This is a genomic window from Paraburkholderia nemoris (assembly GCF_905221015.1).
GTDB classification, from domain to species: Bacteria; Pseudomonadota; Gammaproteobacteria; order Burkholderiales; family Burkholderiaceae; genus Paraburkholderia; species Paraburkholderia nemoris.
The window spans coordinates 91,376-115,961 of record NZ_CAJNBO010000011.1 but is presented as its reverse complement, the minus strand read 5'-3'; the positions used below and the strand labels follow the sequence as shown (position 1 = coordinate 115,961).

21 protein-coding genes are annotated in these 24,586 nt (G+C 58.2%); 16 read left to right on the top strand and 5 right to left on the bottom strand.

Annotation, left to right across the window (positions count from 1 at the left end; translation table 11 throughout):
* The first annotated feature begins 258 nt into the window (after window positions 1-258).
* Window positions 259-774, top strand: coding sequence for a hypothetical protein (locus KHO33_RS18525; RefSeq protein ID WP_200561000.1), 516 nt, complete (start codon window positions 259-261; stop codon window positions 772-774).
* A gap of 78 nt (window positions 775-852) precedes the next feature.
* Here the strand turns inward: KHO33_RS18525 and KHO33_RS18520 are convergent, their stop codons facing one another.
* A complete protein-coding gene (locus KHO33_RS18520; protein WP_200560998.1) occupies window positions 853-2,601 on the bottom strand; it encodes a P-loop NTPase fold protein in 1,749 nt (582 codons plus the stop codon).
* 330 nt (window positions 2,602-2,931) lie between these two features.
* On the opposite strand from KHO33_RS18520, the gene KHO33_RS18515 reads away from it, so the two are divergent.
* Both KHO33_RS18515 and KHO33_RS18510 read left to right on the top strand, forming a co-directional pair.
* Window positions 2,932-3,408 carry a DUF2778 domain-containing protein gene (locus KHO33_RS18515; protein WP_200560996.1) on the top strand — a complete coding sequence of 159 codons (477 nt, stop codon included), beginning with the start codon at window positions 2,932-2,934 and terminating at the stop codon, window positions 3,406-3,408.
* A complete protein-coding gene (locus KHO33_RS18510) occupies window positions 3,408-3,686 on the top strand; it encodes a hypothetical protein (RefSeq protein ID WP_200560994.1) in 279 nt (92 codons plus the stop codon). Before KHO33_RS18515 ends, KHO33_RS18510 begins: the two co-directional genes overlap by 1 nt.
* 419 nt (window positions 3,687-4,105) lie before the next feature.
* Here KHO33_RS18510 and KHO33_RS18505 read toward each other — a convergent pair whose 3' ends face one another.
* On the bottom strand, window positions 4,106-4,786 hold the full coding sequence (locus KHO33_RS18505; protein ID WP_200560992.1) for a hypothetical protein: 681 nt from the start codon (window positions 4,784-4,786) through the stop codon (window positions 4,106-4,108).
* 563 nt (window positions 4,787-5,349) lie between these two features.
* On the opposite strand from KHO33_RS18505, the gene KHO33_RS18500 reads away from it, so the two are divergent.
* From KHO33_RS18500 to KHO33_RS18465, 8 genes are all read left to right on the top strand, one after another.
* Window positions 5,350-6,609 carry a PIN domain-containing protein gene (locus KHO33_RS18500; RefSeq protein ID WP_200560990.1) on the top strand — a complete coding sequence of 420 codons (1,260 nt, stop codon included), beginning with the start codon at window positions 5,350-5,352 and terminating at the stop codon, window positions 6,607-6,609.
* A gap of 135 nt (window positions 6,610-6,744) precedes the next feature.
* Entirely contained in the window at window positions 6,745-7,569 is an 825-nt protein-coding gene (locus tag KHO33_RS18495; protein WP_200560988.1) for a hypothetical protein, read from the top strand.
* 660 nt (window positions 7,570-8,229) lie between these two features.
* The gene (locus KHO33_RS18490) at window positions 8,230-8,697 is read left to right on the top strand and encodes a hypothetical protein (RefSeq protein ID WP_200560985.1); all 468 of its coding nucleotides are present in this window, start codon (window positions 8,230-8,232) and stop codon (window positions 8,695-8,697) included.
* Window positions 8,698-9,062: 365 nt separating this feature from the next.
* Window positions 9,063-9,488, top strand: coding sequence for an organic hydroperoxide resistance protein (locus KHO33_RS18485; protein WP_054033960.1), 426 nt, complete (start codon window positions 9,063-9,065; stop codon window positions 9,486-9,488).
* Window positions 9,489-9,533: 45 nt separating this feature from the next.
* Window positions 9,534-9,962, top strand: a complete 429-nt coding sequence (locus KHO33_RS18480) for a potassium channel family protein (RefSeq protein WP_328822801.1) — start codon at window positions 9,534-9,536, stop codon at window positions 9,960-9,962.
* Window positions 9,963-10,114: 152 nt separating this feature from the next.
* Entirely contained in the window at window positions 10,115-12,589 is a 2,475-nt protein-coding gene (locus KHO33_RS18475; protein WP_200560983.1) for a glucose/quinate/shikimate family membrane-bound PQQ-dependent dehydrogenase, read from the top strand.
* 76 nt (window positions 12,590-12,665) lie between these two features.
* A complete protein-coding gene (locus KHO33_RS18470; protein WP_200560981.1) occupies window positions 12,666-13,700 on the top strand; it encodes a porin in 1,035 nt (344 codons plus the stop codon).
* 237 nt (window positions 13,701-13,937) lie between these two features.
* Complete coding sequence (locus KHO33_RS18465; RefSeq protein ID WP_407946182.1) at window positions 13,938-16,670, top strand: UPF0182 family membrane protein; 2,733 nt, start codon at window positions 13,938-13,940, stop codon at window positions 16,668-16,670.
* A 72-nt stretch (window positions 16,671-16,742) separates the two neighbouring features.
* Here the strand turns inward: KHO33_RS18465 and KHO33_RS18460 are convergent, their stop codons facing one another.
* The 3 genes from KHO33_RS18460 to KHO33_RS18450 all read right to left on the bottom strand — a co-directional run bounded on the left by KHO33_RS18460 (window position 16,743) and on the right by KHO33_RS18450 (window position 19,195).
* Window positions 16,743-17,591 (bottom strand): SDR family oxidoreductase, encoded by an 849-nt coding sequence (locus KHO33_RS18460; RefSeq protein ID WP_200560977.1) that lies wholly within the window; start codon window positions 17,589-17,591, stop codon window positions 16,743-16,745.
* Between the two features lie 72 nt (window positions 17,592-17,663).
* Window positions 17,664-18,425: an SDR family NAD(P)-dependent oxidoreductase gene (locus KHO33_RS18455; RefSeq protein WP_200560975.1), complete on the bottom strand. Its 762-nt coding sequence runs from the start codon at window positions 18,423-18,425 to the stop codon at window positions 17,664-17,666.
* A gap of 29 nt (window positions 18,426-18,454) precedes the next feature.
* On the bottom strand, window positions 18,455-19,195 hold the full coding sequence (locus KHO33_RS18450) for an SDR family oxidoreductase (protein WP_200560973.1): 741 nt from the start codon (window positions 19,193-19,195) through the stop codon (window positions 18,455-18,457).
* A 266-nt stretch (window positions 19,196-19,461) separates the two neighbouring features.
* Here KHO33_RS18450 and KHO33_RS18445 point away from each other — a divergent pair, with 266 nt between their 5' ends.
* From KHO33_RS18445 to KHO33_RS18425, 5 genes are all read left to right on the top strand, one after another.
* A complete protein-coding gene (locus KHO33_RS18445) occupies window positions 19,462-20,403 on the top strand; it encodes an AraC family transcriptional regulator (RefSeq protein ID WP_236074686.1) in 942 nt (313 codons plus the stop codon).
* A gap of 247 nt (window positions 20,404-20,650) precedes the next feature.
* A complete protein-coding gene (locus KHO33_RS18440) occupies window positions 20,651-21,430 on the top strand; it encodes an acetoacetate decarboxylase (protein WP_054033950.1) in 780 nt (259 codons plus the stop codon).
* Between the two features lie 32 nt (window positions 21,431-21,462).
* A complete protein-coding gene (locus tag KHO33_RS18435; protein ID WP_200560971.1) occupies window positions 21,463-22,245 on the top strand; it encodes a 3-hydroxybutyrate dehydrogenase in 783 nt (260 codons plus the stop codon).
* A gap of 10 nt (window positions 22,246-22,255) precedes the next feature.
* Window positions 22,256-23,509, top strand: coding sequence for a DUF3734 domain-containing protein (locus KHO33_RS18430; protein ID WP_200560969.1), 1,254 nt, complete (start codon window positions 22,256-22,258; stop codon window positions 23,507-23,509).
* A gap of 191 nt (window positions 23,510-23,700) precedes the next feature.
* A complete protein-coding gene (locus KHO33_RS18425; RefSeq protein WP_200560967.1) occupies window positions 23,701-24,570 on the top strand; it encodes a hypothetical protein in 870 nt (289 codons plus the stop codon).
* Window positions 24,571-24,586: the final 16 nt, after the last annotated feature.

Genomic DNA, 24,586 nt, shown 5'->3' with positions numbered 1-24,586 from the left:
GGGCGGAAACGTGGGCGAAAAATCCGCCCCAGACGAAAAAGGCCTTATGGACATGCATCCATATGGCCTTGATTTCATTGGTCGGGGCGAGGTGATTTGACTCCGGAACAATCAATAGAATCAATGGCTTGCGATTCATTCCGTAGCCGATGTTACAGAGAAGTGTAGGAAAAATTCACGCGAAACCGCGGATGATATGACGGCGCGGTAGTAGTGCTCATTTAGAATTGACCTATTCGAATAGAAAACGAGAGAACGATGCAAAAGATCATCGAAGACCTTACTTCTCCGGAATGGTGGTTCTCTGTTGTGGTGGTGGCGATTCTTGTAGGCCTTGTTGGTGTCTATTTGTCCCGATTCGCGGACGGTGCATGGCGGCGTCTTGTAACGATCCGGGTAAACTGGACGGAAGCTGAACGTCTGCAAATAAAAAAAACGGTCGATTACTACACACGCCATCCACAGCTATTGCCCTTTTTGATCTCTGACGTTCAAGGAAAACTTACTAGCATGGTCGGACTGGGGGTTATGGCGGTGAGCGTGCTTGTAGGCGGGATGGTGACAATCACAAATTTTGGGACTGGCGGAGGACGCGGCACAATCCCTTATCAAATCTTTGTGATGGCGTTTGGGGGCGGAATAATGACCGGGATAATGCTGCGACAGTCGCACCGCCTGACGGTGCGTCGGAAGGCGTTGGCGGAAATACATGCGCTTCTTAGGCAGGCGGATGAAGGGAGCGCGGCGCACGGGGACACTCCGCCGCCGATTTAAACGCTTGCACGCAATTTACTGCAACGCGTAGAACCGCCAATGAAATGGCTTGTACAGGTCGCGCATAGTCGATAAGCCTCAGGCACCGTCCTGACCAGCAGTCGCAGCCGCGACGGCAGGAGGCGTAGTAACCGAGGTTAGAGGTGGTTCGACTTCAGATGCCAGTTTTGCATCTTTGAACAGGCGCTTTATCAGCGCCCCCAGTCGCCCTGAGGAGGGATTCAGCGCTATGTTGCGGCACGCTTCTACGAAGCGGTCCATAGCCGAGCCAAAGTGGCCATCGTATGCTTGCCTGTTAAGCAGCATGTCTAACATATGGCGCATGAAAAAGCGCAAGTCCTGAATGTCTAGACTTCTGATCGTCGACTCGAAATCGGCAGCGGTGGCACCCCTCATCACAAGTTCTTGACGCGTCCCCCAGCCGCTGTGCTCCACAATTGACTTGGAAGTCTCGAATAGCGTTGCTTTCGCCTGAGCCTTCGACTTGATAGCAGCGAACTCTGCATTGATGTCTGGATGAAGTGGTCTACCGAATGGGTTTTCGTCGTTGATGTCATCGCGTTGTTGCGTCCGGAACTCACCGAGCCAACCTTGCACTATCGCTTCGCTTACAACCTGACCATTCGGCAAGGACGATAGGGCCGAATGAAGGTCAGTGGCAACATAAGGATCCAGATGCTTCGAGACCGGGACTAGCTCTTTGGCTTGCTCGACCAAATCGGCCTCGCTGAGCCGGTGGTCCCAAATGAACCGTTCCAAGAACTTTTGCGCCTTTTCCCGAGCCTGCATTACATCTGTCTCAGTCGCATAGCGCTCAACGATTTTTGACACTGCATCTGTGTCGAACTGGCCCGACTCTAGAAAATCGACCACCAGCGTCTCAAACTCGTCACACTCCATGATCCCGAGTTCGCTTAGAAGGAGTCGCCATTTCGCTTTGCGCTTGTCTTCGTCAGTAGCTTCCTCATTGTTATCAGCCAAAAGCACCTCCCAATCGGCCCCCCCCGCCAAGACGAATTGAAAGTCCGGGCCGTTTTCGATGCCCTTGAAATTGATGGCTGCCAACAGCACGATCGACGGAACAACGCGAACGAGCAACGCGTCTTCGAGCTGTCGGTTGTTAAGTATGCGGTTCACTGCGCGGATTATCTTGCGGACGACGCGAATATTGTTCACTCCGCAGGTTTTTGCCGCTTTCCTGATCCAATCTGTGTAGTGGGACGGCGTCAGGCCGACGGCAATACCAAATGCCTCATCGGGAGTAGTGAGAAGGCGGACTTCTTGATCAATCACCTTCTCTCGAAGAGTGTCCCAAACCTCGCGTTTTGCAAGCTGGTCATCGTTAAGAATCAGAACGAATCGCGCACGATGCTGTTGGGTAAACTCGTCAATGAAACCCAACACCTCCTCAATGCTGAGCTTCTCGTGTTTGCGCTCGATGTCGTCGAGGACGATCACCTTGCCGCTCAACAAGCTCGGAACTGCGAGCAACGCCACTTCATCGAGCGCAGCAAAACCTTTATGCACTGCTTCCAGGACCTTCTTTGCGCCTCGGAGTGCTGTCCGAATGTTCTCCATTGCTGCTGAGTTCTCTTCGGCATTTGGAATCGCGCTTTGCACTGCCTTGAGCTTGAGCTGATTCATGTCACTCATGCCGAACAGTGAAACATAGATTGCCTTCTTCACGGCAAGATCTTGAGAATTTTCTTTGACGTCTCGCCACAGATGACTTTTACCCGTTCCCCACTTTCCCGACAACGCGATGACTTTATTGTCGGCATCGCCGAGCAACTGAATCAAATGCAGCTTCGTCTCTTGCAATGACATGGTTCGCCCCTTGGCCTATCGCTCGTCGCGCGCAGACAAAACCCTTTAGTCAATATCGCACTGAGCTTCGTGAGACTGTTACTGATCCCAAGCTTTATCAGACACGCCTCACAGGCAACATTGAAGCATAACGCTGAGCTACGCAACGAATATTGGAGGACTTCCGATACCCGCCTGTCGAGCACTGACGTGCAAAACGAAAGGCCCGCATAACGGTTGATACGGTTTCACCTGTGGCTTTACATTGATCGCGTGGTGCGTCTTTCTGCGGGCGTGGTCAACTGACTTTGGTAGCATGCGCAAATCGCTACGGATAAAACGAGTGCTTTTATGCCTGCTGCATGTACATTCAGTTTGAACTCTCAAAAAACATCGGTCCTATCCTGCCCTGGTGCCGGATTATTCAGCGCATTTTCAGGTACGTCCACCGGGCGCGATAATCCCAAGGCCGTCGCACAGCCAGATATCGGGCCGTTGCCACCAGGCAGGTATTACATCGTTGATCGACAAAGCGGTGGACGTGCTGGATGGATTCGCGATCTGGCGGCGGCGGTGTATGGCGCTGATCGCCGTCACTGGTTCATGCTGTGGCGTGAAGGCACGGGAGACACGACGCTAATCAACGGCATCAAACGCGGTGCTTTCCGTCTGCATCCCATGGGGCCGCGCGGGTTATCAGAGGGATGTATAACGATCGTTAATCCCGACCAGTTCAACGTACTAGCCGACTATCTGCATAAGCAGGGCGCTACCCTGCCGATTCCCGGCAGCACGCTTAAGGCCTATGGTTACGTGGACGTACAGTAATGAAACTCGCCCGCTATATTTCGAACGCCGCGGTCACGCTTTTGCTGGGCGTACTACTCGCCCGATACGTGGCTAACCTGCCGGTTGAATGGCCGTGGCTGACCGGTTCAATACGGTTCGTGCTGCACCTCTTCGGCATTCGCAGTTACGACAACCCTGACGATATGTTCGATCTTGCCGGAGTAGTGATTTTCTTCGCCTGCTTGATCGTCGTCGGACTGGCTGTGTGGCTGATCAACATCGGCGCACGATACTACCGGCGAGCGGCCCACCGTTGAATCACGGCACAATTGGAAGCTAGACATGTGGACTCCGGAAATTGTCGTTGGTGCACTTGCTTTAGCGGCTGCTGGCTCGGGCATACGCGCTGCATGGCTGTTGCTCAATACGGCCGACTCGACGCGGGCGCGATGCCTCACTCGATCATCGTCACGTCCGGACGTTCAGACGGCTGCTCCGCGTTGATAGATGCCCCTCGGACTATGCGAATGGCCGCGGGCTGACATCGGACCAACGTCCGTTCAAACTGGCAAAAGATCAGCGAGCGACCGTGGCCATCGTCTTTCCACTGCTTCTGCCGCAAATACCATTTTCCGGACAGGATTTGCGATAATTAAAGCTCGTAACGGGATAGAATTTTGGGGCGTGATGGTGCTTCTTGTTTTCAACCATGATCTAAATATTCGCCTCAAAAATATTAAGCCCTCAAATCAAAATCGAGCGGTGGGTCGAATGTGGAGCCAGTAATTTGACTAATCCGAATAAACTGGCCTTGACGATTGCCGCCGGTGATAAGCATCCCTACCAGTGCGAACTGAATGCCATCCTCATTTCTATACGATAAGAATACAGGCGAGCCACTAAAACCATTTAGGCCGTCCTGCCAGGTAATGTCCGCCATGGTCATGGTGTGCGGGTAGACTCCAGGTCCGAGCGATCCACATGCTACGGCCGATTGTGTAACAACTTCACCGGGTGCACTAATCTCTGTTTGCGTTCCATTCTGCGGATATCCAACCGTCACCAGCTGAATAATTCCCCCGTTAAGGAATGTCTGTTGAGATATTCTGGTCCGGGCGAATTCGTCCAGCCAATTCCCAGTAGGTGGTAATTTTGCGGCCCTCGATCTCAGGCATTTATCTTGCCACGTCCCGGGTTTAACGGCTATCGTCAGAATAACAAAATCGACAAACGTGCCCGGAATATCGATTGATTGGTGTTCAAACGAGTAAACCGAATCGAATTGTAAAAAATCGCGTTCGGATTTTTTGCCGCCATGAAGAACATAGGGTACGCGCAATCTGCTCGCGGCTTCTAATAGATCGTCGTCGTCCTGGTTATCGCGTGTAAGGCAGTGCCGCGCGGTGATGAAAATCACTGAGCTACCTTTCCTGGCGAAGAAACCCGTACCGTGTACGCCAAGAATGTCAGGATGACCGTCTGCATGAGAAACTATTGGCGAGGCACAATCCGGAAGCCCAGAATGAAGGAGATGGATGCGCCGTTTCGTTTTGCCAGCTATGAATTGACTCACAAATCTCCCCTAACGACGTGCGTTCGGTAGCTGCTCTTCGCGTCATTGATGATACTTCGCATGTGCGACGTTCCATCCTTACTGCTGTCAAGAGACAAAGCCGGTTCGGTGGTCCGTGTCTTTACTGTGGTGGTCTATTCATGGTCAGGCAGGGACCGATGGCAAGTCTCCGTCGTGGTCCGCTCCCGTCCGGGTAGCTTGGCTTTTTTGCAGTACGCGCCCCGCCTGCGACCGTTGCTTGTGTCGCGAGTTTTGACGCACTGCGTCGGCGGCTTCGAAGTGGTCACTGTGGCAGCTTTGCGCTACCTTTTCAATCGTAAAAAATTGATGCATTTTCGCGCGCGAACGCCAGGGCGGATGCTCCGAAGGCACTGGTAGACTACGGCGAGCCCGTTTGCGAGAAAAAGATGAACGTCCCGACTAAGCCAAGCCTGAACATAATGCTCGACACCAATGTGCTCTATGTGGACGGGCGCAGCGATCAGTTTCTTTCCCCCAATATCGTGAAAGTGATCGAAGATCCCTTACACGCCCAGCTAAATATTAGTTGGTCGATCCCGAGCATGGTTAGGCGAGAGCGTGAATACCAGTTGCGGCAGCAGGCAAAGCACATCGTATCTGCGGCAAGGGAAATGCCATCCCTTTTTGCGAGTACCTGGGTCGGCGACTCTGATGCTGTGAACGCCGAAATTTCGCAGCTGGCGCAGCGGGAACTGCACAGGCTAAACATACGAGTCTACGAGTGCGATCCCAACAGAGTTGCGTGGGCTACGCTAATCGAGGCGGCTGGATGGCGCCTTCCACCTTTCGATCCGAATGATAAAAACGAAAAGGGATTTAAGGACGCGATAGTTGCGGAGACGTTCATTCAACTGTGCGGCGAACTCACGGCGCATGGCGTCGACACCGCTATCTTGGTGACAAGCGACGCGATGCTTAGGGAGCATGTCGAAGGCCGCGTCGGGTCGTCTAGGGTCAAGGTACTTAGAAACATTGATGCGTTGACGAGTGAGTTGAACTTCCTTGTCTCCGATATCGATCCAGATACGGCCGCGCAGTTGCAGCCAATGGCAAACGAATTACTAGCGAACGCTGGCGAGTTTTGGGACAACGTGGGCAGAATCGCTATGCCATATTGTTACCCGCCCTACGTCCTACCCACTTTCGCTGTGACCGACATCGAGTTTCAAACACCAAGTTATTCGGTTCCGGTGTTCTTGCGTAAAGAGATGCGCCGGGTTTTCTTTTTCTCTCGATACTCGGTTCCCCGAACTGGAAAACAGTGGTTGCCAGCTGTCTCAGCTTTCCCCCCTCCGGTTGGTTTGCTTACGATGGGGGCCGCGATGGGCGGGGGCGTTTCGCTCCCGTCGGGTGCGGCGTCTGCGCCGCGAGGTCTGGGGATGCCGCCGCCCCCCAATGCTCCTTTCGCCGCTATGCCTACGCCGCCAGGACTTGTACCGTTGCCGCCTAATGATCGTTACTACGGACTGGGAATGGTCACGGACGTGCCATCGCTGGGCCACATTCAGACGATTATATTGCCGTCTATCAATTTTGCTGTCGAGTGGAGTGCGGACTATGACGTTTCAAAGCCTAGGGAGGCGGCCGGCGGGACGCCGATCATCGGCAGGCCTCGAATCGAGTCTTTAAGTCCCGAACCAATGTAGTAGAGCGTATATGCGGTTCAACGGCCTCCGTTACTCGAGGAACGCGGATAATATCCCGCGGCCCAAACGCGCTTTTGTATCTGATAATGTCCTTTATCTGATATAGCAGCGGAGGGCGAAGTGCTGTTCGGGAACATGTCGACCGACGAGATGCGCAACCTCGTTCGCCACCAGCTCGAAACACTGGAGCGCTGGCTAAGGCGTCTGATAGATGACGCGCTGAACGCGCATTACGACGCTTCCCTGTCCAAGCTACCGATCAAGAAAGAGATCCCGAAGGCTGCCACCGAGCGCCGACTCAAGGAACCGGACCGCTATCCGCGTGAGGTCGATGCGCTTCTCTTCGGTGACCTTGTCACTATCCTTTGCCACCCACAGCTCTTTGGCTCCTGCTTCCAGAATGCCTTGAAAGGGGCATTTCCTGAAGGCGTAGCCGAAGCACGCACCTTTCTCGACCGGATCGCCGAAGCACGGAACCCGCTTGCGCACGCTAACGATATTACGAGCCATCAGGCCTTGCGCGTGGCGTGCTATTCAGCTGATGTGATTGGTTCACTGAAGGCCTACTACGCGAGTATCAACATGGCACAGACGTACGACGCACCTTCCTTCATCCGGGTTGTGGATGGGTTTGGGAACAGTGGCGTGATCACTCAAACCGAAGGATGCGAATTTCACTTCCATGGGACGCCGCTACGCCCCGGGGACACGTTGGAGCTCGAAGCTATACCGGACGAAAGCTACCCGGAAGACTCTTACGATGCCGGATGGATTGTTTGCAACGTGTCTCAAGGGGAGCGATGTAAAGGCCGCAAACTCTCGCTTGTAATAAAGAACCACCATGTATCGCAGAATGGCTTGTTGATTCGCGCCGTTTTGACCTCAAAGAAAGACTGGCACAGGCACGGCAACTACGACGCCATGTTCCATGTCACTTATCCAGTGTTGCCTCCGGTGTGATAACAATGACAAACAACGTAGCATTGACCAGCGCTATTTCGGCGTCGACGCTCGTGATTGCCACTGGTGACCGCACCGGCTTGCTCCTCCTGCAGTTCTTCGCGTCGGCGAACCGCCGATTTCCTCGCAGTGGGATGCACGAGCGCGAGCTGTACTTCTTGGGCTTTATAGCAGGGGTCAAACGCGACGGTGCCTGACCTTTAGCGCCAATGGCCGATCGGTATTGCTCGCGACGCAACGTAGTCGGGCGCTGCGATTCGAGCGTAGCTGAGCTTCGGTCTCTCAACGCAGACGGGCGAATGGCGGCCTCCGCGGAAGCCTGTCTACCCTCGTCCTATCTCTCCTTATCCGTTCGGCCAAATCAAACATTTAGCCTGCAAGATTGAAGTCAACGTCGGTCGCCTCCCTTATAATTACAAAGTCGTCGGGAAACACCCGGCGATCAGGTTTGACAGCCTGTAGTCAGAAACCGCACACCCGCTCAGGCGGGTCGTGCGTCTACCTTCGCACGTCTATATTTCAATGGGCGGGCCTTGGTAGGGGAGCCGCAAGGCTCGCCGGCATGTTTCTGACCCGGTCTGTCAACCCTACTTCGTGCCCGCTCACCCACGTTTCCAGCGAGTGTCGGGCGATCCAAGAAGTAACAGGGAGATCGTCACCATGAGCAAGTCCAACAAAAACCAACCCGCATCACGTCCGCCAGTCGACGCAACCCAGTACGAAAAGCTTGCCCTGTCCGCATTCGATTTATGCGACCGGCATCTGGCTCAACTGGATACCTTGATCACACTTGCGTCCTCGATATGTAGGAATCCTTCCATCACGCTAGAGGAAAGACGACGTCGTCAGACGCTTCTTGAATTGCTGGTAGACACGGCTGAGCAATATCAGCAGGAACTCGAATGCGACCGCGAGTTGTACAAGGTGATTGCGCTCGATGCGAAGGGCGTTCCGCAAAGCCGCATCACGGCACGCCACGCAGCGAACCTGCTTGCGGAAGAGGTAGCGCAACGAGCAGGCGAACCGACAGCCACCGCAAACGCTCCACAACACCAAACCCCGGCAGAGAAAACTACCGCAACGTTAAGAGCCGACGCAGCCCAGCAACCAATCGTCGCGCAACACTAGGCGATCAAGAAAGGCCATCGGCTGGCAACGCGGTACAGCCGAAGAATCGTTCGGAAACCGCCCGCACTGAGACGGTCATCGTCCGTCTCAGTGCTGTCACATAACCCAGACCTTCGGCAACCCATGCCACACACACCGCAACCTCACCCGCAGACCAGCGCGCCTACCTGGAATATGTCATATTAATCTGCCATAAGACCGCTTAAAGTAGGCGAAAGCACCTCCGTCCCGGTTGCCGGTCTGAGTTGACCCGACTACTATGCGTGTTAGCTTTGGCATCAACTTCTCGGGACCTCATGTCGCAGAACGTGAACAGAAAGGGCGGCGTAAGGCGTCGATCATCCTGGCACACAAAGGAGTCTTGAATGTCGATTGAACAAGTCTTATATCGTGCACATGCACACGTCACCGGCGGTCGCGATGGACGCGCGACGATTCCCGACAGCCACCTCGATCTCAAGCTGACCACGCCGAAGGAGCTCGGCGGCGGAGGCGGCGACGGAACGAACCCCGAGCAACTCTTCGCGGCGGGATATAGCGCATGCTTCATCGGGGCAATGAAGTTCGTTAGCGCGCGCGACAAGATCGCGCTGCCAAAAGACGTCGCCATTGATGGCAATGTCGGCATCGGACAGATCCCCAATGGCTTCGGCATCGAAGTCGAACTGAAAATCTCGCTGCCGGGCATGGACCGCGCAGAGGCGGAAGCACTGATCGCCAAGGCGCACATCGTCTGTCCTTATTCGAACGCCACACGCAACAACATCGACGTCAAGCTGACGCTGGTCTAAGCCGCGCGTCATCACGCGCTATTTCGAGTGCAAGCAGCGGATGCCGTGTCGCGCAAAGCGGCGCGCATCTCTGAGGTTCATGACATGGACAATGCCGGCGAAAACGCTGCTCGCACCCGAATCCAGCCGCAACGGGCAATTGCCGAGTTTGCCAGGGTTCTCTGGCATCTGCGCGCCATTCTGGCGATGCTGCTGATCCTTTTCTTCATTTTGACGGTCGCCATGTATTACATTGGCGGGGCCGTCGATGTAGCCACACGCACGCCCTCATCGTTAGGCCACACCTTCTATTTTTGCGCGGTCACGGCGCTGACTATCGGCTACGGCGACGTGGTGCCGACCACCACACCGGGTCTCATCATCGCGGTTCTGCTTGGACTGCTCGGCGTGTTGATAACAGGCGTGGTAACGGGTTCGGCCGTTTATGCCATCCAGCTCGCGGCACATCTGATCGGGCGGCACGAAGCACAGTAGCCGGCTCTACAACGAATATGTCATTCCAGATGGTCGATCCGTCTCCTAATATGTGTAGTTAGCGTTCTGATATGCTTTTTACCGTGCGCCGGCATGCGAATTCGATGTCGGTACCACTGGCAGGCGGTATCCACTCAAGAGGGTAGAGATCCATGACCAGTCAATCGAATTCGCGGGGCGTGATCGGCGGCATCACCTTGCTCTTTACGGTGCTGACCGCGCTCTATCTGTTGATCGGTGGCGTATGGCTGCTGGCGGTCGGCGGCTCGGCCTACTACGTCATCACAGGCATCGTGCTGTTGGGCGTGGCCTGGCTGCTTTGGCGAGGCAGTCCCGCCGCGCTCCTGCTTTATGCGCTCGTGCTGATCGGCACGGCGATCTGGGCACTCTTCGAGTCGGGTCCCGACTTTTGGGCACTCGCGCCGCGCTCCGGTGTACTCGTCATCTTCGGCGTGTGGTTGCTGCTTCTTGTGAGCTGGCGGCTGGAGGGGGAGCGAAAGCTGGGTGTCACTTCGCTCGTCGTCGCACTCGTGGCATGGGCGGGCATACTCGTGTACGCCACCTTCAACGATCCGCAACAGGTCAACGGCACACTGAACGCTGCCGCGCCGGCGAGCGTCGCCAGCACCGGGATCGACCCCTCCGACTGGCCCGCCTATGGGCGCACTCAGGAAGGCACGCGCTACTCGCCATTGCAGCAGATCACGCCTGAGAACGTGAAGAATCTCCAGGTGGCCTGGACCTTCCGCACGGGTGACATGAAGGGGCCCAACGATCCTGTCGAGATTACCAACGAAGTCACGCCGATCAAGATCGGCGATCTGCTTTACCTATGCTCGCCGCATCAGATCCTGTTCGCGCTCGACGCGAAGACGGGCACGCTCAAGTGGAAGTTCGATCCGCGGCTGAAGAACGATCCGTCGTTCCAGCACGTGACGTGCCGCGGCGTGTCGTATGTCGATCTGTCGACTAGTGCCACGGCGGCCGCACCCGCTACGGCGCCGGCGAGCGATGCCGCTGCAGCCCCCGCGGACGCCTCGGGCGCTGCCGCCACACCTGCCTCGGGCGTCGCCGTCGCAGACGCCTCAGGGCCCGCTACGGCCGCCTGTACGCGCCGCATCTTCCTGCCGGTCAACGACGGCCACCTCTACGCCCTCGACGCGCTGACGGGCGAACGTTGCGCGGGCTTCGGCAACAACGGCGACCTCGACCTTCAGCACGCCCAACCGGTCACAACGCCGGGGATGTACGAGCCCACCTCACCGTCGATCATCACTAGCAAGGTGATCGTCGTGGCGGGCGCGGTGGAGGACAACTTCTCGAACCGCGAGCCGTCGGGTGTGATCCGCGGCTATGACGTGCGCACGGGCGAATTGCTCTGGGCGTTCGATCCGGGCGCGAAGGACCCGAATCACATTCCGGGCCCGGGCGAACACTACACGTGGAATTCGCCCAACTCGTGGGCACCCGCCGCTTACGACGCGAAGCTCGACATTGTCTATCTGCCGATGGGTGTGAAGACACCGGATATCTGGGGCGGCGACCGCACGCCGGAGCTGGAGAAATACGCCACCGGGCTGCTCGCACTCAATGCCTCGACCGGCAAGCTCGCCTGGTTCTACCAGAGCGTGCACCACGATCTGTGGGACATGGACCAGCCGTCGCAGCCCACCATCGCCGACATCACCGGCAAGGATGGTAAGACCGTGCCGGTCGTGTACGCGCCGGCCAAGACCGGCAACCTGTTCGTGCTCGACCGCCGCACCGGCGTGCCGGTCGTGCCGGCGCCCGAAACGCCCGTGCCGCAGGGCGCGGCGCCCGGCGACCACGTTGAGCCGACACAGCCGTTCTCACAGCTCACGTATCGTCCGTCGAAGAACCTCACCGACGCCGACATGTGGGGCGCAACGATGTTCGACCAGCTTATATGCCGTGTGATGTTCCACCAGCTGCGGTACGAGGGCACGTTCACGCCGCCGTCGCTACAGGGCACGCTCGTGTTCCCGGGCAACCTGGGCGTGTTCGAGTGGGGCGGTCTTGCCATCGACACCGATCGCCAGATTGCCGTCGCGAACCCGATCGGCTTGCCGTTCGTCTCGCGTCTGATTCCGCGCGGACCGGGCAACCCGCTGGAACCGGTGGAGGGCGCCAAAGGCAGCGGCACGGAATCAGGCGTCCAGCCGCAGTACGGTGTGCCGTACGGCGTGACGATCAATCCGTTCCTCTCGCCGCTGGGATTGCCGTGCAAGCAACCGGCATGGGGCTACATCTCGGCGATCGATCTCAAGACCAATGAGATTGTGTGGAAGAAGCGCATAGGCACCGTGCGCGACAGCTCGCCGATTCCTCTGCCGTTCAAGATGGGCATGCCGATGCTGGGCGGTCCGATCGTCACGGCGGGCGGTGTCGCGTTCATCGGCGCGACGGCGGACAACTACATCCGCGCGTTCAACGTGAACAACGGCGAGCAGATCTGGGAGGAACGTCTGCCCGCAGGCGGTCAGGCCACGCCGATGAGCTATTCGATCAACGGCCGTCAGTATGTCGTGATCGCGGCGGGCGGGCATGGCTCGTTCGGCACCAAGCTCGGCGACTATGTGATTGCCTACGCGTTACCGCCGCAGTAAGCGGCACGCGCCGCGCATGCGGTTTTTTCTTGTCCCTTATGCGGCGCATTGAATGCGCCGCTTTTTATATCGTCGAATGAACCATTCACGCTTTGCGTTGCGAGCCTGTGTCGTGCTGGCCTCGATCGCGGTGCACGCCACGCTTGCGCATGCGCAAAGTTCGGTCACGCTCTACGGCGCACTCGATACGAGCATTGAAATCACCAATCCGGGCGCGGGCTATGTTGCTCGTATGGATTCCGGTGCGTATCGGGGATCGCGCGTCGGCTTGCGCGGCGTCGAGGATATCGGCGATGGCATCAAGATTCTGTTCACTTTGGAGAACGGCTTTGGTTCCGCTGACGGCACGTTTGCCGTCGCGAATACGATCTTCAACCGGCAGGCGTGGATCGGATTGGATACGCTTTACGGCACCGTGCGCGTCGGCCGTCAGTACTCGCCTATCTATATCCCGTTCAAGGGCGGCCTCGATGCTTTCGACGCAGGCACGATCGCTTCGGGTCTCGACAACCTCTCCAAGATCACGCCCTACGAGAGCAACGCGATCACCTATCTCTCGCCGGAATTCCATGGATTTTCCACGACCATCATGGCGGCGCTGCGTGACGGCGATGCGAGCAATGATGGCAACGGGCTCGCCGGCCACATCGAAACCTTCGCATGGCGCGAGGGACCGTTCCGCATCTCGTACGCGCATCAACAGACGCACGGCGACGGCGCGCTGCGCGCTAACCTGGGCGGCGTCTCGTACGTTCTTGGCCCCGTCACTGGCTTTCTATCGTTCTTCAACGGCGATGGCGGTACGCCGCGATATCACAACGACGGTGTATCGGTCTCCGCGCGCTATGCCGTGAGTGCGCGCTTTCGTGCGTCACTCGGCTACACCTATCTGCGTGACCGCTCGGGTGGTGACAACAACGCCGATCAGTTCAGCGCGGCGTGCGAGTACGACCTCTCTAAGCGATCTCTGCTTTATGCGAGCGCCGGATGGTTGCGCAATCGCGGGCAGGGTGAGTTCACGTTGCGCGGGGTGAATGTGACGGGGCTCACGCCGTCGTGGCCAGGGGCTTCAGTGCGCGGCGTGCAGTTCGGCATGATTGAGCGCTTCTAGCGCTGCGCCGTAGGAGCTTATCCGTTCTCATCCATGCCCGGACCGGTGAGCGTACGCGCGTTGCCTCGCCGGACTACAATCAGTTATGTGACCCTAATCATTCATCGGCTGCGCGCCAGCTTCAAACCGGTCAACCAGGTTCGCAGCAGAGTAGCGGTTTAAGCAGACCTGATCGCAGTCAGCCACACGTGGCGTCCCGGCAAAGGAGGGGCGATGCATTGGCAACCAAGCTCCGGCATGAACGTCAGACGCATCGCAATTGTGGTTGCGGTTGTGGTAGGCGCCCTGATCGTCGCCGGGCGCCTCACTGGCGTCGTGATCGACTGGCTGTGGTTTGCTTCAATCGGTTACGTCGACGTTTTCTGGACGACGCTCTCCGCCAAGGCGCTCCTCTTTGCCGCCGTGTTCGCAGCGTCGGCGAGCGTGATAGCTGCGTCGGGGTTTCTTGCGCATCGTTACGCGCGGCGCCCCGGTAGCTGGCAAGTAGAAACCGCCCGTCTGTCAGGTACGCCGGAGTTCATCAGTGAACTGGCGGACCAGCTCGCACCGCGCATTCCCTGGCGCGCCAGCATTGCCGGCAGCGCTATTGTCCTGGCGTTGATCATCGCTGGCGGAGAAATCTCCAACTGGGATCTGGTGTTGCGCTTCCTGCATCAGGTGCCCTATGGCGACCGCGATCCTGTTTTCGGTCAGGACATCAGCTTCTATCTGTTCTCGTTGCCCGCTTATCTTGTGTTCAAGAACTGGCTGCTGCAGTTGATCTTCTGCAGTGCGCTCGTTGCAGCCGCGGTGTATGGGGTTCGCGGCGACATCGCGTTCGAGCGGGCACCGCGCGTACTCTCTGCCGCTGCCACCGCTCACGCTTCAGCGCTGCTCGGTGCGTTCTTTCTCCTGAAGGCCTGGTCCTACTCACTCGACCGCTTTCTGCTGCTCTATGGCGATAACGGCGTCGTGGTCGGTGCTGGCTATACCGACATCCACGTTGAGCTGCCGGTCTTGTGGGTGCTCGTCGGTTTTGCTGCCGTTGCAGCCGTTGCGTGCTGGGTCAATATGCGCCGGCAGGACTATCGAATTCCTGTCGCCTCGGTGTTGTTGGTGTTCGGCACCTCGTTCGTGTTCGCCTTGATCTACCCGGCGCTGTTCCAGCGCCTCTATGTCAAGCCGAGCGAACTGCAACTGGAGATGCCTTATATCAAACGCAATATCGCGCTAACGCGAATGGCTTACGGCCTCACACAGATCGCGGTAAAACCGTTTCCGGCCGAGCAGGAATTGAATCTCGCCTCGCTCGAGGCGAATCGCGCGACCATCGACAACATCCGCCTATGGGATGTTCAGCCGCTGATGGATACCTATGCGCAGTTGCAGGAGATCAGGACGTACTACAAATTTTTCTCCGTCGACATCGATCGTTACCGGCTCGACGCTGGATATCGGCAGGTGATGCTGTCGGCCCGCGAACTGGAGCCTTCGATGCTCCCCGCGAACGCCCAGACCTGGGTCAACCTGCACCTCCTGTTCACGCATGGCAACGGCGTGGTGATGTCACCCGTCACCGAAAAATCGACGGAAGGTTTGCCGTCCTTCTATCTGCAAGATATTCCGCCCGTCGCGCACGGCGGCCCTGCCATTCGTGAGCCACGTCTGTATTTCGGTGAAGGCGGTGAGGGCTATGTCATCGTAAAAGGCAGCGTTCCCGAGTTCGACTACCCAAAGGGCAAGGACAACGTCTACACGGCTTACAGCGGGAGCGATGGTATTGGCATCGGCAGCACAGCGCGGCGCAGCCTCTTCGCCTGGCAGTTCAACGATCCGAACATCCTGCTAACCGACTACATCACGAACGGTAGCCGCATTCTGCTGCACCGTAACATTCAGGATCGAGTGCGTACGATCGCCCCGTTCCTCAGGCTCGATCACGATCCCTACCTCGTCACAAGCAACGGGCGCCTTTTCTGGATGCAGGACGCGTATACGACGAGCAGTTGGTTCCCCTATGCGCAGCCGGGCTTCGACGATGGAGCCAACTACATCCGCAATGCAGTCAAGGTTGTGGTCGACGCATATAACGGTACGGTCGATTTCTATGTCAGCGATCCGAACGATCCGATCATGCGGACCTATCAGCGCATTTTCCCGGGTCTGTTCAAACCGCTTGCGACGATGCCGCAAGATTTGCAGCAGCATATCCGCTACCCGGAAGAGCTGTTCCAGATCCAGGCGCAACTTTATCGGGCGTATCACATGGATGCGCCGGAGGTTTTCTACAATCGCGAGGATCTTTGGCAGTTCCCACGGGAATTGATCGGCGTTGATGGCGGGAATAGTCCCGGCACGCCGATGGCGCCTTACTACATGATCATGCGGCTGCCCGGGGAACCGCGCGAAGAGTTCGTCCTGATGCTGCCGATGGTGCCCAGCCAGCGCGACAATATGATCGCGTGGCTCGCCGCGCGTTGCGATCCGCCTAACTACGGCAAGCTTGTCGTCTACTCGTTCCCGAAGGATAAGCTCGTCTATGGGCCGTTCCAGATCGAGGCGCGCATCCAGCAGAACACCGAGATTTCGCAGCAGATTTCGTTGTGGAATCAGATGGGTTCGCGTGTCATTCGCGGCCACCTTCTTGTTGTGCCGATTGAGAACTCGATTCTCTACGTCTCGCCGCTGTACTTGCGTGCGGAGTCGGGGCAGTTACCTGAGTTGAAGCGGGTGATCGCTGCGTATGGGGATCGGGTAGTGATGAGGGAAACGTTGGGTGAAGCGTTGGCGGCGCTGTTCAAGGAAAGTGGTCCGCTCGCGTCGCAGCCTCAGGGGACAGCGGATGCGCGTGCCCGCGAAGCGCTTGCACACTATGACCGTGCGATCGAGCGATTGAAGGCAGGGGACTGGAACGGGTTTGGTGTGGAACTGGATGCGCTGCGGCCACTGCTTGAGGCGCTGGGTGGAGGGCAGTCAGACGGGAAGAAGTGATTCAACCGATCTCCAAGATTGGAATTCTCCCGCCGGGCAGCGTCCATCGCTGGACGCTGCCCGGTCTTGATGTTACTCAACAAAGTCCGTCGCTTCGGATGAGCCCTTCCACGCATCAAGATCACGTTGAACCGCCGCGGCCTTTTGCGCCGCCAGTTCGTTGGCGATCTTGCCGGCGAACAGGTGCAATGGCGGTTCGCCGACATCAACAGTCTGCATGATCAACATGGCCAGCTTGTCCGGATCGCCGGCCTGATGACCGTGCAGCGTGCCCAGGTGCAGATCGAGCGACGCCTTGGCTTCGGTGTATTCATCGATCTGTCGTTTGGCCACCGCCAACGCGCCGCTCGACAAAAACTCCGTGCGCACCGGCCCAGGGTAGACCACGGTCGCCTTGATACCGAACTCGGCCACCTCGGCCGCGAGCGACTCGGTCAGGCCCGCAAGCGCGAACTTGCTCGCCACATAGCTGCCCCAGCCGGCGTAGCCGCCCTGATAGCCGACGATCGAAGCGATGTTGATGACATGCCCGCCGCGCTGCTCGCGCAGATGCGGGAGCGCGTGCCGCAGTACCAACAGCGGTGCGAACAGGTTGACTTCGAAATTTTGCCGAAGCTCTTCGTCCGAAAGGGCTTCGACGGTTCCCTGTTGTGCGTAGCCGGCGTTATTGACGATCACATCGACCTTGCCGAACGTCTTGACGGTTTGCGCGATGGCGGAGTGCACGCTCCGGTCGTTGGTCAGATCCACTTGCAGAGGAAGAAACTGCTCCGAAGCGGGGCCGATCGCTTCCGTCAGCGACGCCACGGTTCGCGAAGTCGCGGCGACGTAATCGCCACGCGCGAGGAGTTGCCGGACGAGCCGTTGGCCGACGCCTTTCGATGCGCCAGTGACGAACCAGATTTTCGCGGACTTGTTCATGATAATTTCCTTAAGAGATATGGAATACGAAATAAAATCTCAGCGATGTTTCAAAAGAATGTGACCAGCGCCTTACTTGAGCGCCACGCTCATTCCACCGTCGGCCATCACAACCGCGCCGACGATATAGCTCGCTTTCTCAGAAGCCAGAAAGGCGATCACTTCAGCAATTTCACGCGGATCGGCAGCCCGTTTGATCGGCGCATTCTTGCCGTGCTCGGCGAGGAAGGCCGGGCCGTCGTCGTGAAGATGGTTCGTGATGTTCGTCACGGCATCGCCGGATCCCACCGCATTGACACGAATACCGTGATCGATCGCCTCGAGCGACATGGCACGCGTCAACTGAGCGAGTGCACCTTTCGAGGCCGCATAGGCGGCGATCAGCGGAAACGCCTGATAGCACGCGTATGAACCCACGTTGACGATTGCGCCGGTCTTCGCGGGCATCATCGCGCGCATGGCTTCACGCGAGAACAGGAATGCGCCGGTGGAGTTGACCGCCTGGATACCGTTCCAGTCGTCGAGCGTCATCTCCACTACCGGCTTGTTAATGATGATCGCGGCGTTGTTGACGAGAATGTCGAGCTTGCCGAAGTGTTCCATCGCAGTGGCCACGGCGCGCACCGCGCTTTCCTCATGCGCGACGTCGGCGATGAGCGGAACGATCCCGGGCCGGGCCAACGCTTCGACGTTGCTGCCGCGTCCAACGGCGATCACGCTCGCGCCTTGAGAGTGCAATAGCTCGGTGGTGGCGAGTCCGATGCCGCTTGCCGCACCGGTGACGATGGCAACCTTGCCGGCGAACGGTTGGTGGGTGGATGCTTGTGAAGTCATGGTGAATTGCTCCAAAGAGATGAGACTCGTTAGAAAGGACTCGCCGTCGGGCGCACAACGATTTCGCTGACATCCACGTCCGCCGGCTGCTCGATTGCGTAGGCGATCGAACGCGCAATAGCGTCCGACGTCAGCGCAACGCGTCGGAAGTCACGCATCGCTGCACGCGCGGTTTCGTCGGAAATCGAATCGGCCAACTCAGACTCCACGACGCCCGGGCAGATCACGGTCACGCGAATCTTGTCGGTTTCCTGGCGCAGACCGTCCGAGATGGCGCGTACAGCGAACTTGGTGGCGCAATACACGGCGGCTGTCGGCGAGACAGAGAGGCCGCCAATCGATGAGATATTGATGACCTGGCCAAACCCCTGGCGCTCCATGGTCGGCAGGACCGCAGCGATGCCGTGCAGCACGCCGCGGATATTCACGTCGATCATGCGATTCCATTCGTCCACCTTTGTCGCGCTCAAGGGCGACAAAGGCATCACGCCGGCGTTGTTGACGATCACGTCGATGCGGCCGAAGGCGTCCAGTGCGGACTGGGCGAATGCGTTGACGTCGTCGGCGGACGTGACGTCGAGTGCCTTGTAACGAACCGAGCCGCCGCTTGCTTGAATTTCTTCGGCCAGCGCCGCAAGTCGTTCCGTGCGCCGCGCGCCGATCACGAGCTGGTGACCTTGGGCGGCGAGCAGCCGGACCGTTGCTTCACCGATACCGCTGCTTGCCCCGGTGATGAGGATGACTTTGGGTTGATGGGTTTGCGTTGTCATGTTGCGTTCTCCGTGCCAATAAGCTGTGCAGGTTTGTCAGAGGGAGAGGCTACGAAGTCTGCGCACGAGGCGGCAAAGCAATCGCGGCGCGGTCTCCCGAGCGCTTCGGCCACACCGTGCAGCCGATGACCCATCTTATGAGCCGAGCTCCTGCACGCGAATACACGTGACAATCGCGGTATTGCCTATTCCTATTGAAGTGGATGCGGGCCACCGATCGGATCAAGTAGAATTTCTTCATCCGATCTGGCGAACGAGGAGTCTTCGTGACAGTTGCCGACAACCCAGTTTCCGCAAGGATGGTGAGCCTGCTTGAGCGTCTGGCGCCGAATGAGGGGTACACCCAGTCCGCGCTGGAGGGCGTGCGGTTCATGCGCTCGAACCGGCCGTTGGGGCGCACGCCAGTGCTGTACGAGCCCAGCATCGTGATCGTGTGTCAGGGGCGCAAGCTGGGCTTTCTGGGCGAGGAGGTGTATGTCTACGACGCCCAGCACTATCTGATCCTGTCTGTGCCGCTGCCGTTCTCGACAGAAACCGAAGCGAGCGAGTCCGAGCCGATGCTGGCTGTGACGTTGCGACTCGATCTGATCGAATTGACCGATCTGATACTGGCGATCGATCGCAGTGGAAGCCATCAGGAAGGCACGCCGCTAGGGATCGTATCGACGCCGCTCGAGGGAGACCTCGCCGAAGCGGCCCTGCGCCTGCTGCAAGCCCTGACGTCACCTCTGGACGCGGAGGTGCTGGGGCCCGCAATCGTGCGGGAAATCTGCTACCGGGTATTGATCGGGGAACGCGGCGCAGCGATGAGGGCTGCACTCGCGCATCAGGGGCGCTTCGGCAGGGTCGCGAAAGCGCTGCGGCGAATTCACACTGACTACGCGCAGCCGTTGGATGTCAGTCGTCTCGCGGAAGAGGCGGGGATGAGCGTTCCCGCGTTTCATGTCAACTTCAAAACCGTCACGCTCACCTCGCCGATCCAATACATCAAGTCGACGCGTTTGCATCAGGCGCGCCTGCTGATGATTCGCGACGGTTTGACCGCAGCTTCAGCCTCGGCACGTGTCGGTTATGAAAGTCCCTCGCAATTCAGTCGCGAGTTCAAGCGTTTCTTCGGACGCTCACCGGTCGATGAGGCGCGAGATATGCGGGCATCGTTCGCGCTATCTCCGGCTGCAACGTTCGACGCGTTCTCCGCTTCTCACTGACATCAATACGAGGTGGGTGCCTGGTGCTATGCATCGGATCGCGCTCGTGCGATCTTTTTTTGGGGCCGGTGTGCTTCGCTCCTTTCAGGCGTGTTTAGACATCCACTGATTCGCATGACGCGCCCAAAGTTCCAGTGGCAGTGTTGCAGTGTGGTTAACGGTCTATTGACGAATGATGGGTCTTATCGCGTGAGGTTTGCCTCTACCATTGCACCGGTGCTGCATGTGCCAGTCATAAAGGAGTCTCATGAACCTCGCTTCGATCCGCAAAGACGCCTTTGCGATGCCCGTTCACAATCCAGCCTACCCCCGGCCGCCGTACCGCTTCATCAATCGGGAATACTTCATCATCTCGTATGAGACCGATTTCGATGCGTTGCGCGCCATCGTGCCGGAGCCGTTGCATCCGGAAAACGACCTCGTGCATTACGAATTCATTCGCATGCCGGATTCTTCGGGCTTCGGTGACTACACCGAAAGCGGCCAGGTCATCTCGGTGCGAGACCAGCAAGGTCGCCTCGGCAACTACACCCATTCGATGTACCTCGATGACGAAGGTCCGATCGCCGGCGGCCGCGAGATCTGGGGCTTTCCGAAGAAGCTGGCTAAGCCGACCTTGAGCGTAGACGGCAACGACACGTTGCTCGGCACACTCGACTACGGCACACAACGTATCGCAACCGGCACGATGGGCTTCAAGCATGTGCCGCTCGACATCGAGGTTGAACGCAAGAAGCTTGCGGACACGCCGAATTACCTGCTGAAAGTGATCCCGCACGTTGACGGTTCGGCGCGCGTGTGCGAGCTCGTGCGTTTCTATCTGCGCGACGTGAGCGTGCTGGGTGCGTGGTCCGGTCCCGCCGCGCTTGAACTGCATCCGCACGCATTGGCGCCCGTCGCCGATCTGCCGGTAAAGCGGGTGGTCGGCGCACGGCATGTGATCGCCAATCTCACACTGGATATTGGCGAGGTTGCGCTCGATTATCTCGCCACAACCGAGAGCGTGAAGCTCGCAGTCAATCAATAACGGTCCGTGAACCGATAAGGAAGGAACGCAACATGTCGTTGAACAATAAAGTCGCGCTTGTGACGGGCGCAGCAAGCGGTATCGGTGAGCAGTGCGCACGCAAACTCGCCAGCCTCGGTGCCGCAGTAGTGATTGCCGACCTGAATCTCGAGAACGCGCAGAAGGTGGCCAACAGCATCGTCGCCGCGGGCGGCAAGGCGCTGGCGGTTGCAATGGATGTGACGAATGAAGAAGCAGTCAATAGCGGCATCGAACGCGCGGTGCAGGAGCTCGGCAGCATCGACGTGCTCGTGTCGAACGCGGGTATCCAGATCGTCGCTCCAATTGAGGAGTACGCGTTTTCCGACTGGAAGAAAATGCTGGCCATCCATCTGGACGGCGCCTTCCTCACCACGAAGGCTGCCATCAAGCACATGTACGCGGGCGGCAAGGGCGGCTCGATCGTCTACATGGGTTCGGTGCATTCGCATGAGGCGTCTAAGCTGAAGTCCGCCTATGTGACAGCCAAGCACGGCTTGCTGGGACTGGCCCGAGTGGTTGCGAAGGAAGGTGGGCCGCGCGGCGTGCGGGCGAATGTGGTGTGCCCGGGCTTTGTGCGTACTCCACTCGTCGACAAGCAGATTCCCGAGCAGGCCAAGGCGCTCGGTATCTCCGAAGCCGAAGTGGTGAAGAACGTGATGCTCAAGGAAACCGTCGACGGTGAATTCACTACCGTCGAGGACGTCGCCAATACGGTTGCGTTCCTTGCAGGTTTCGAATCGTCTGCGCTCACCGGGCAGTCGGTGATCGTTAGCCACGGCTGGTCAATGCAATAAGGGGTCGCGTATGCGCAGCAGCACAAAAAAAATCAACGGGCAGCCGGATGCGTTTGTGCTGCCGCGCTACGACGAGATCGCTCTAGTGCTTCAAGGTGGCGGCGCGCTCGGGTCTTACCAGGCCGGCGTCTACGAAGGCCTGGCCGAGGCCGGTGTGCAACCGAACTGGATCGCCGGTGTGTCGATCGGCGCGCTTAACACCGCCATCATTGCCGGCAATGCGCCGGAAAACCGCGTGGAAGCGTTACGAGGCTTCTGGGATTCGATCTGTCATCCGCTTGACTGGGTTGGTGGTCTGGGTGAATGGATGCTGCCTGGGTTCGGCGCGCACGACCTGTCGCGCAAGTGGGCAAGTTTGTGGGCAGCCAGCCGCGCGTTGACAGAGGGTCAGCCGGGTTTTTTCTCGCCGCGCAGCCCGTTGCCAATGGCAGGTTTCGGAAAGCAAAGCCCCAACGCGGTCAGCTACTACGACACTGCCGCCCTGAGGGAAACGCTGTTGAAGTTCGCCGATTTCGACCGTATCAACGATGGCGACATCCGAGTCTCGGTGGGTGCGGTGAACGTGCGGACCGGCAACCTGGTGTACTTCGACAACACGAGAATGCGTCTGGAGCCGGAGCATTTCATGGCGTCAGGGGCGTTGCCGCCAGGCTTTCCGGCGGTGGAGATCGACGGCGAGTACTACTGGGATGGCGGCCTGGTTTCGAACACACCGCTGACAGAGGTGCTTCGCGATGCGGACCACAAAGATACGCTGGTTTTTCAGGTCGATCTGTGGAGCGCGAGAGGGAATGCGCCGGGAGATTTTCTCGACGTGTCCGAGCGCGCCAAAGACATCCAGTACTCCAGCCGTACGCGGGCGATTACCAGCATGCTGGCGGATCGTCAGAAGCATGCGCGGTTCGTCAAGGAGTTGCTCGCGCATGTTCCATCCGATCTGCGCAAGACCGATCCGCTATTCCGTCTCGCCGAAGAGGCGGCCGACGGCAGCGCGATCAATGTGGTGCATCTGATCTACAAGAACAAGCCGTATGAAGGGCACTACAAGGACTACGAGTTCAGCGTCGACACAATGCACGAGCATTGGGAAAGCGGTCTCGAAGACATTCGCGATTCGTTTGCGCATCGGGAGTGGTTCGATGTGCCGAGCCGCGAACAGGGTTTCGTGACGCATGACGTGCATCGCCGGCCTGGCTCCGTGCCGCAGTCCGATCGTGACATGCCCGAACTGCCTCTCGGAGCGGAACGGAAAGTCGCTGCGTGAACAATAGCTGACCGGTTCTGCGCCGCTGTTTCAAAGGGACGGCCGCCGGTTAGCGGCTTGAATAAGGCGTGATTGCGGGACGAGTCTGTGACGTCGCGCTCACTGCCGCAATTCTTCATAAACTTCACATCAACGTCACTTCGGATAACTAATGTCACGGTTGCAGTACCCCTTCAACCATGAGAACCGAAATGACAAAGATCAAATGGAATCATGCAGCAGCGCTCGCGCTTTTCGCGGCGTCCCAAGTGGCTCACGCTGGCACGCCGAGCGTAGGCAGCCGTGAATACAAAGTGTTGCTCAATCCCGTTGCGTTCGACAGTTCGCCTGTCGATACGGCCAATCGCTTTCTGACCGATCTTCAGGCCAGCCTTGCGGCAAACGGCTTCGATAGCACGGTCAAGAAGACTTTTAGCGCCGACAACGATCGCACTGTGCTGTACTACGACTCGCCGGGAACCTGCGCCGTCAAGCAGGCCGGCTACTCGATGCGTGAACGCGATGACAGCAGCGGTCGCAATATCGAGTTGAAGTTCGGCTCAGCGAACGAAACCACCTCGGCGAATACGGATGTCAGCGGCAGCTCGTCAAAGGCCAGCAGCAAGCTCGAAGACGACATCACGCCGCCCTCGAATCAAACGTACTCGCATTCGACGAACGAGCCGCTCTCCAACTCCAAGAACATCAACCACCTGAGCGACATCAACGACCTCTTCCCCACCACCCATGTATTCGACAGCATCAGCACACAGTCGCTCGTGCCGGTGAGCGGCCTGTCAATTCATGAACTGACCTTCGACGGCCCGACCAGCGATCTCGGTCAGGAAGACGCCGACTTCACGATGACCGTCTGGTACGCAAACGGTTCGGGCACGCCGGCGCTCGCAGAAATCTCCTTCGAAGTCGACGTGAACGACGACGGTGTTTTCACCGACAAGGTCACTTCGCGCTCGCAACTGATCTTCAATACGATCCAGGGCATGACGAACTGGGTGCAATCGCCGAGTTCGACGAAGACCGCGTGGGTCTACAAGTATCAGCCCACCTTTTGTAGCCAGTAACATTCGCAGTTCTGCC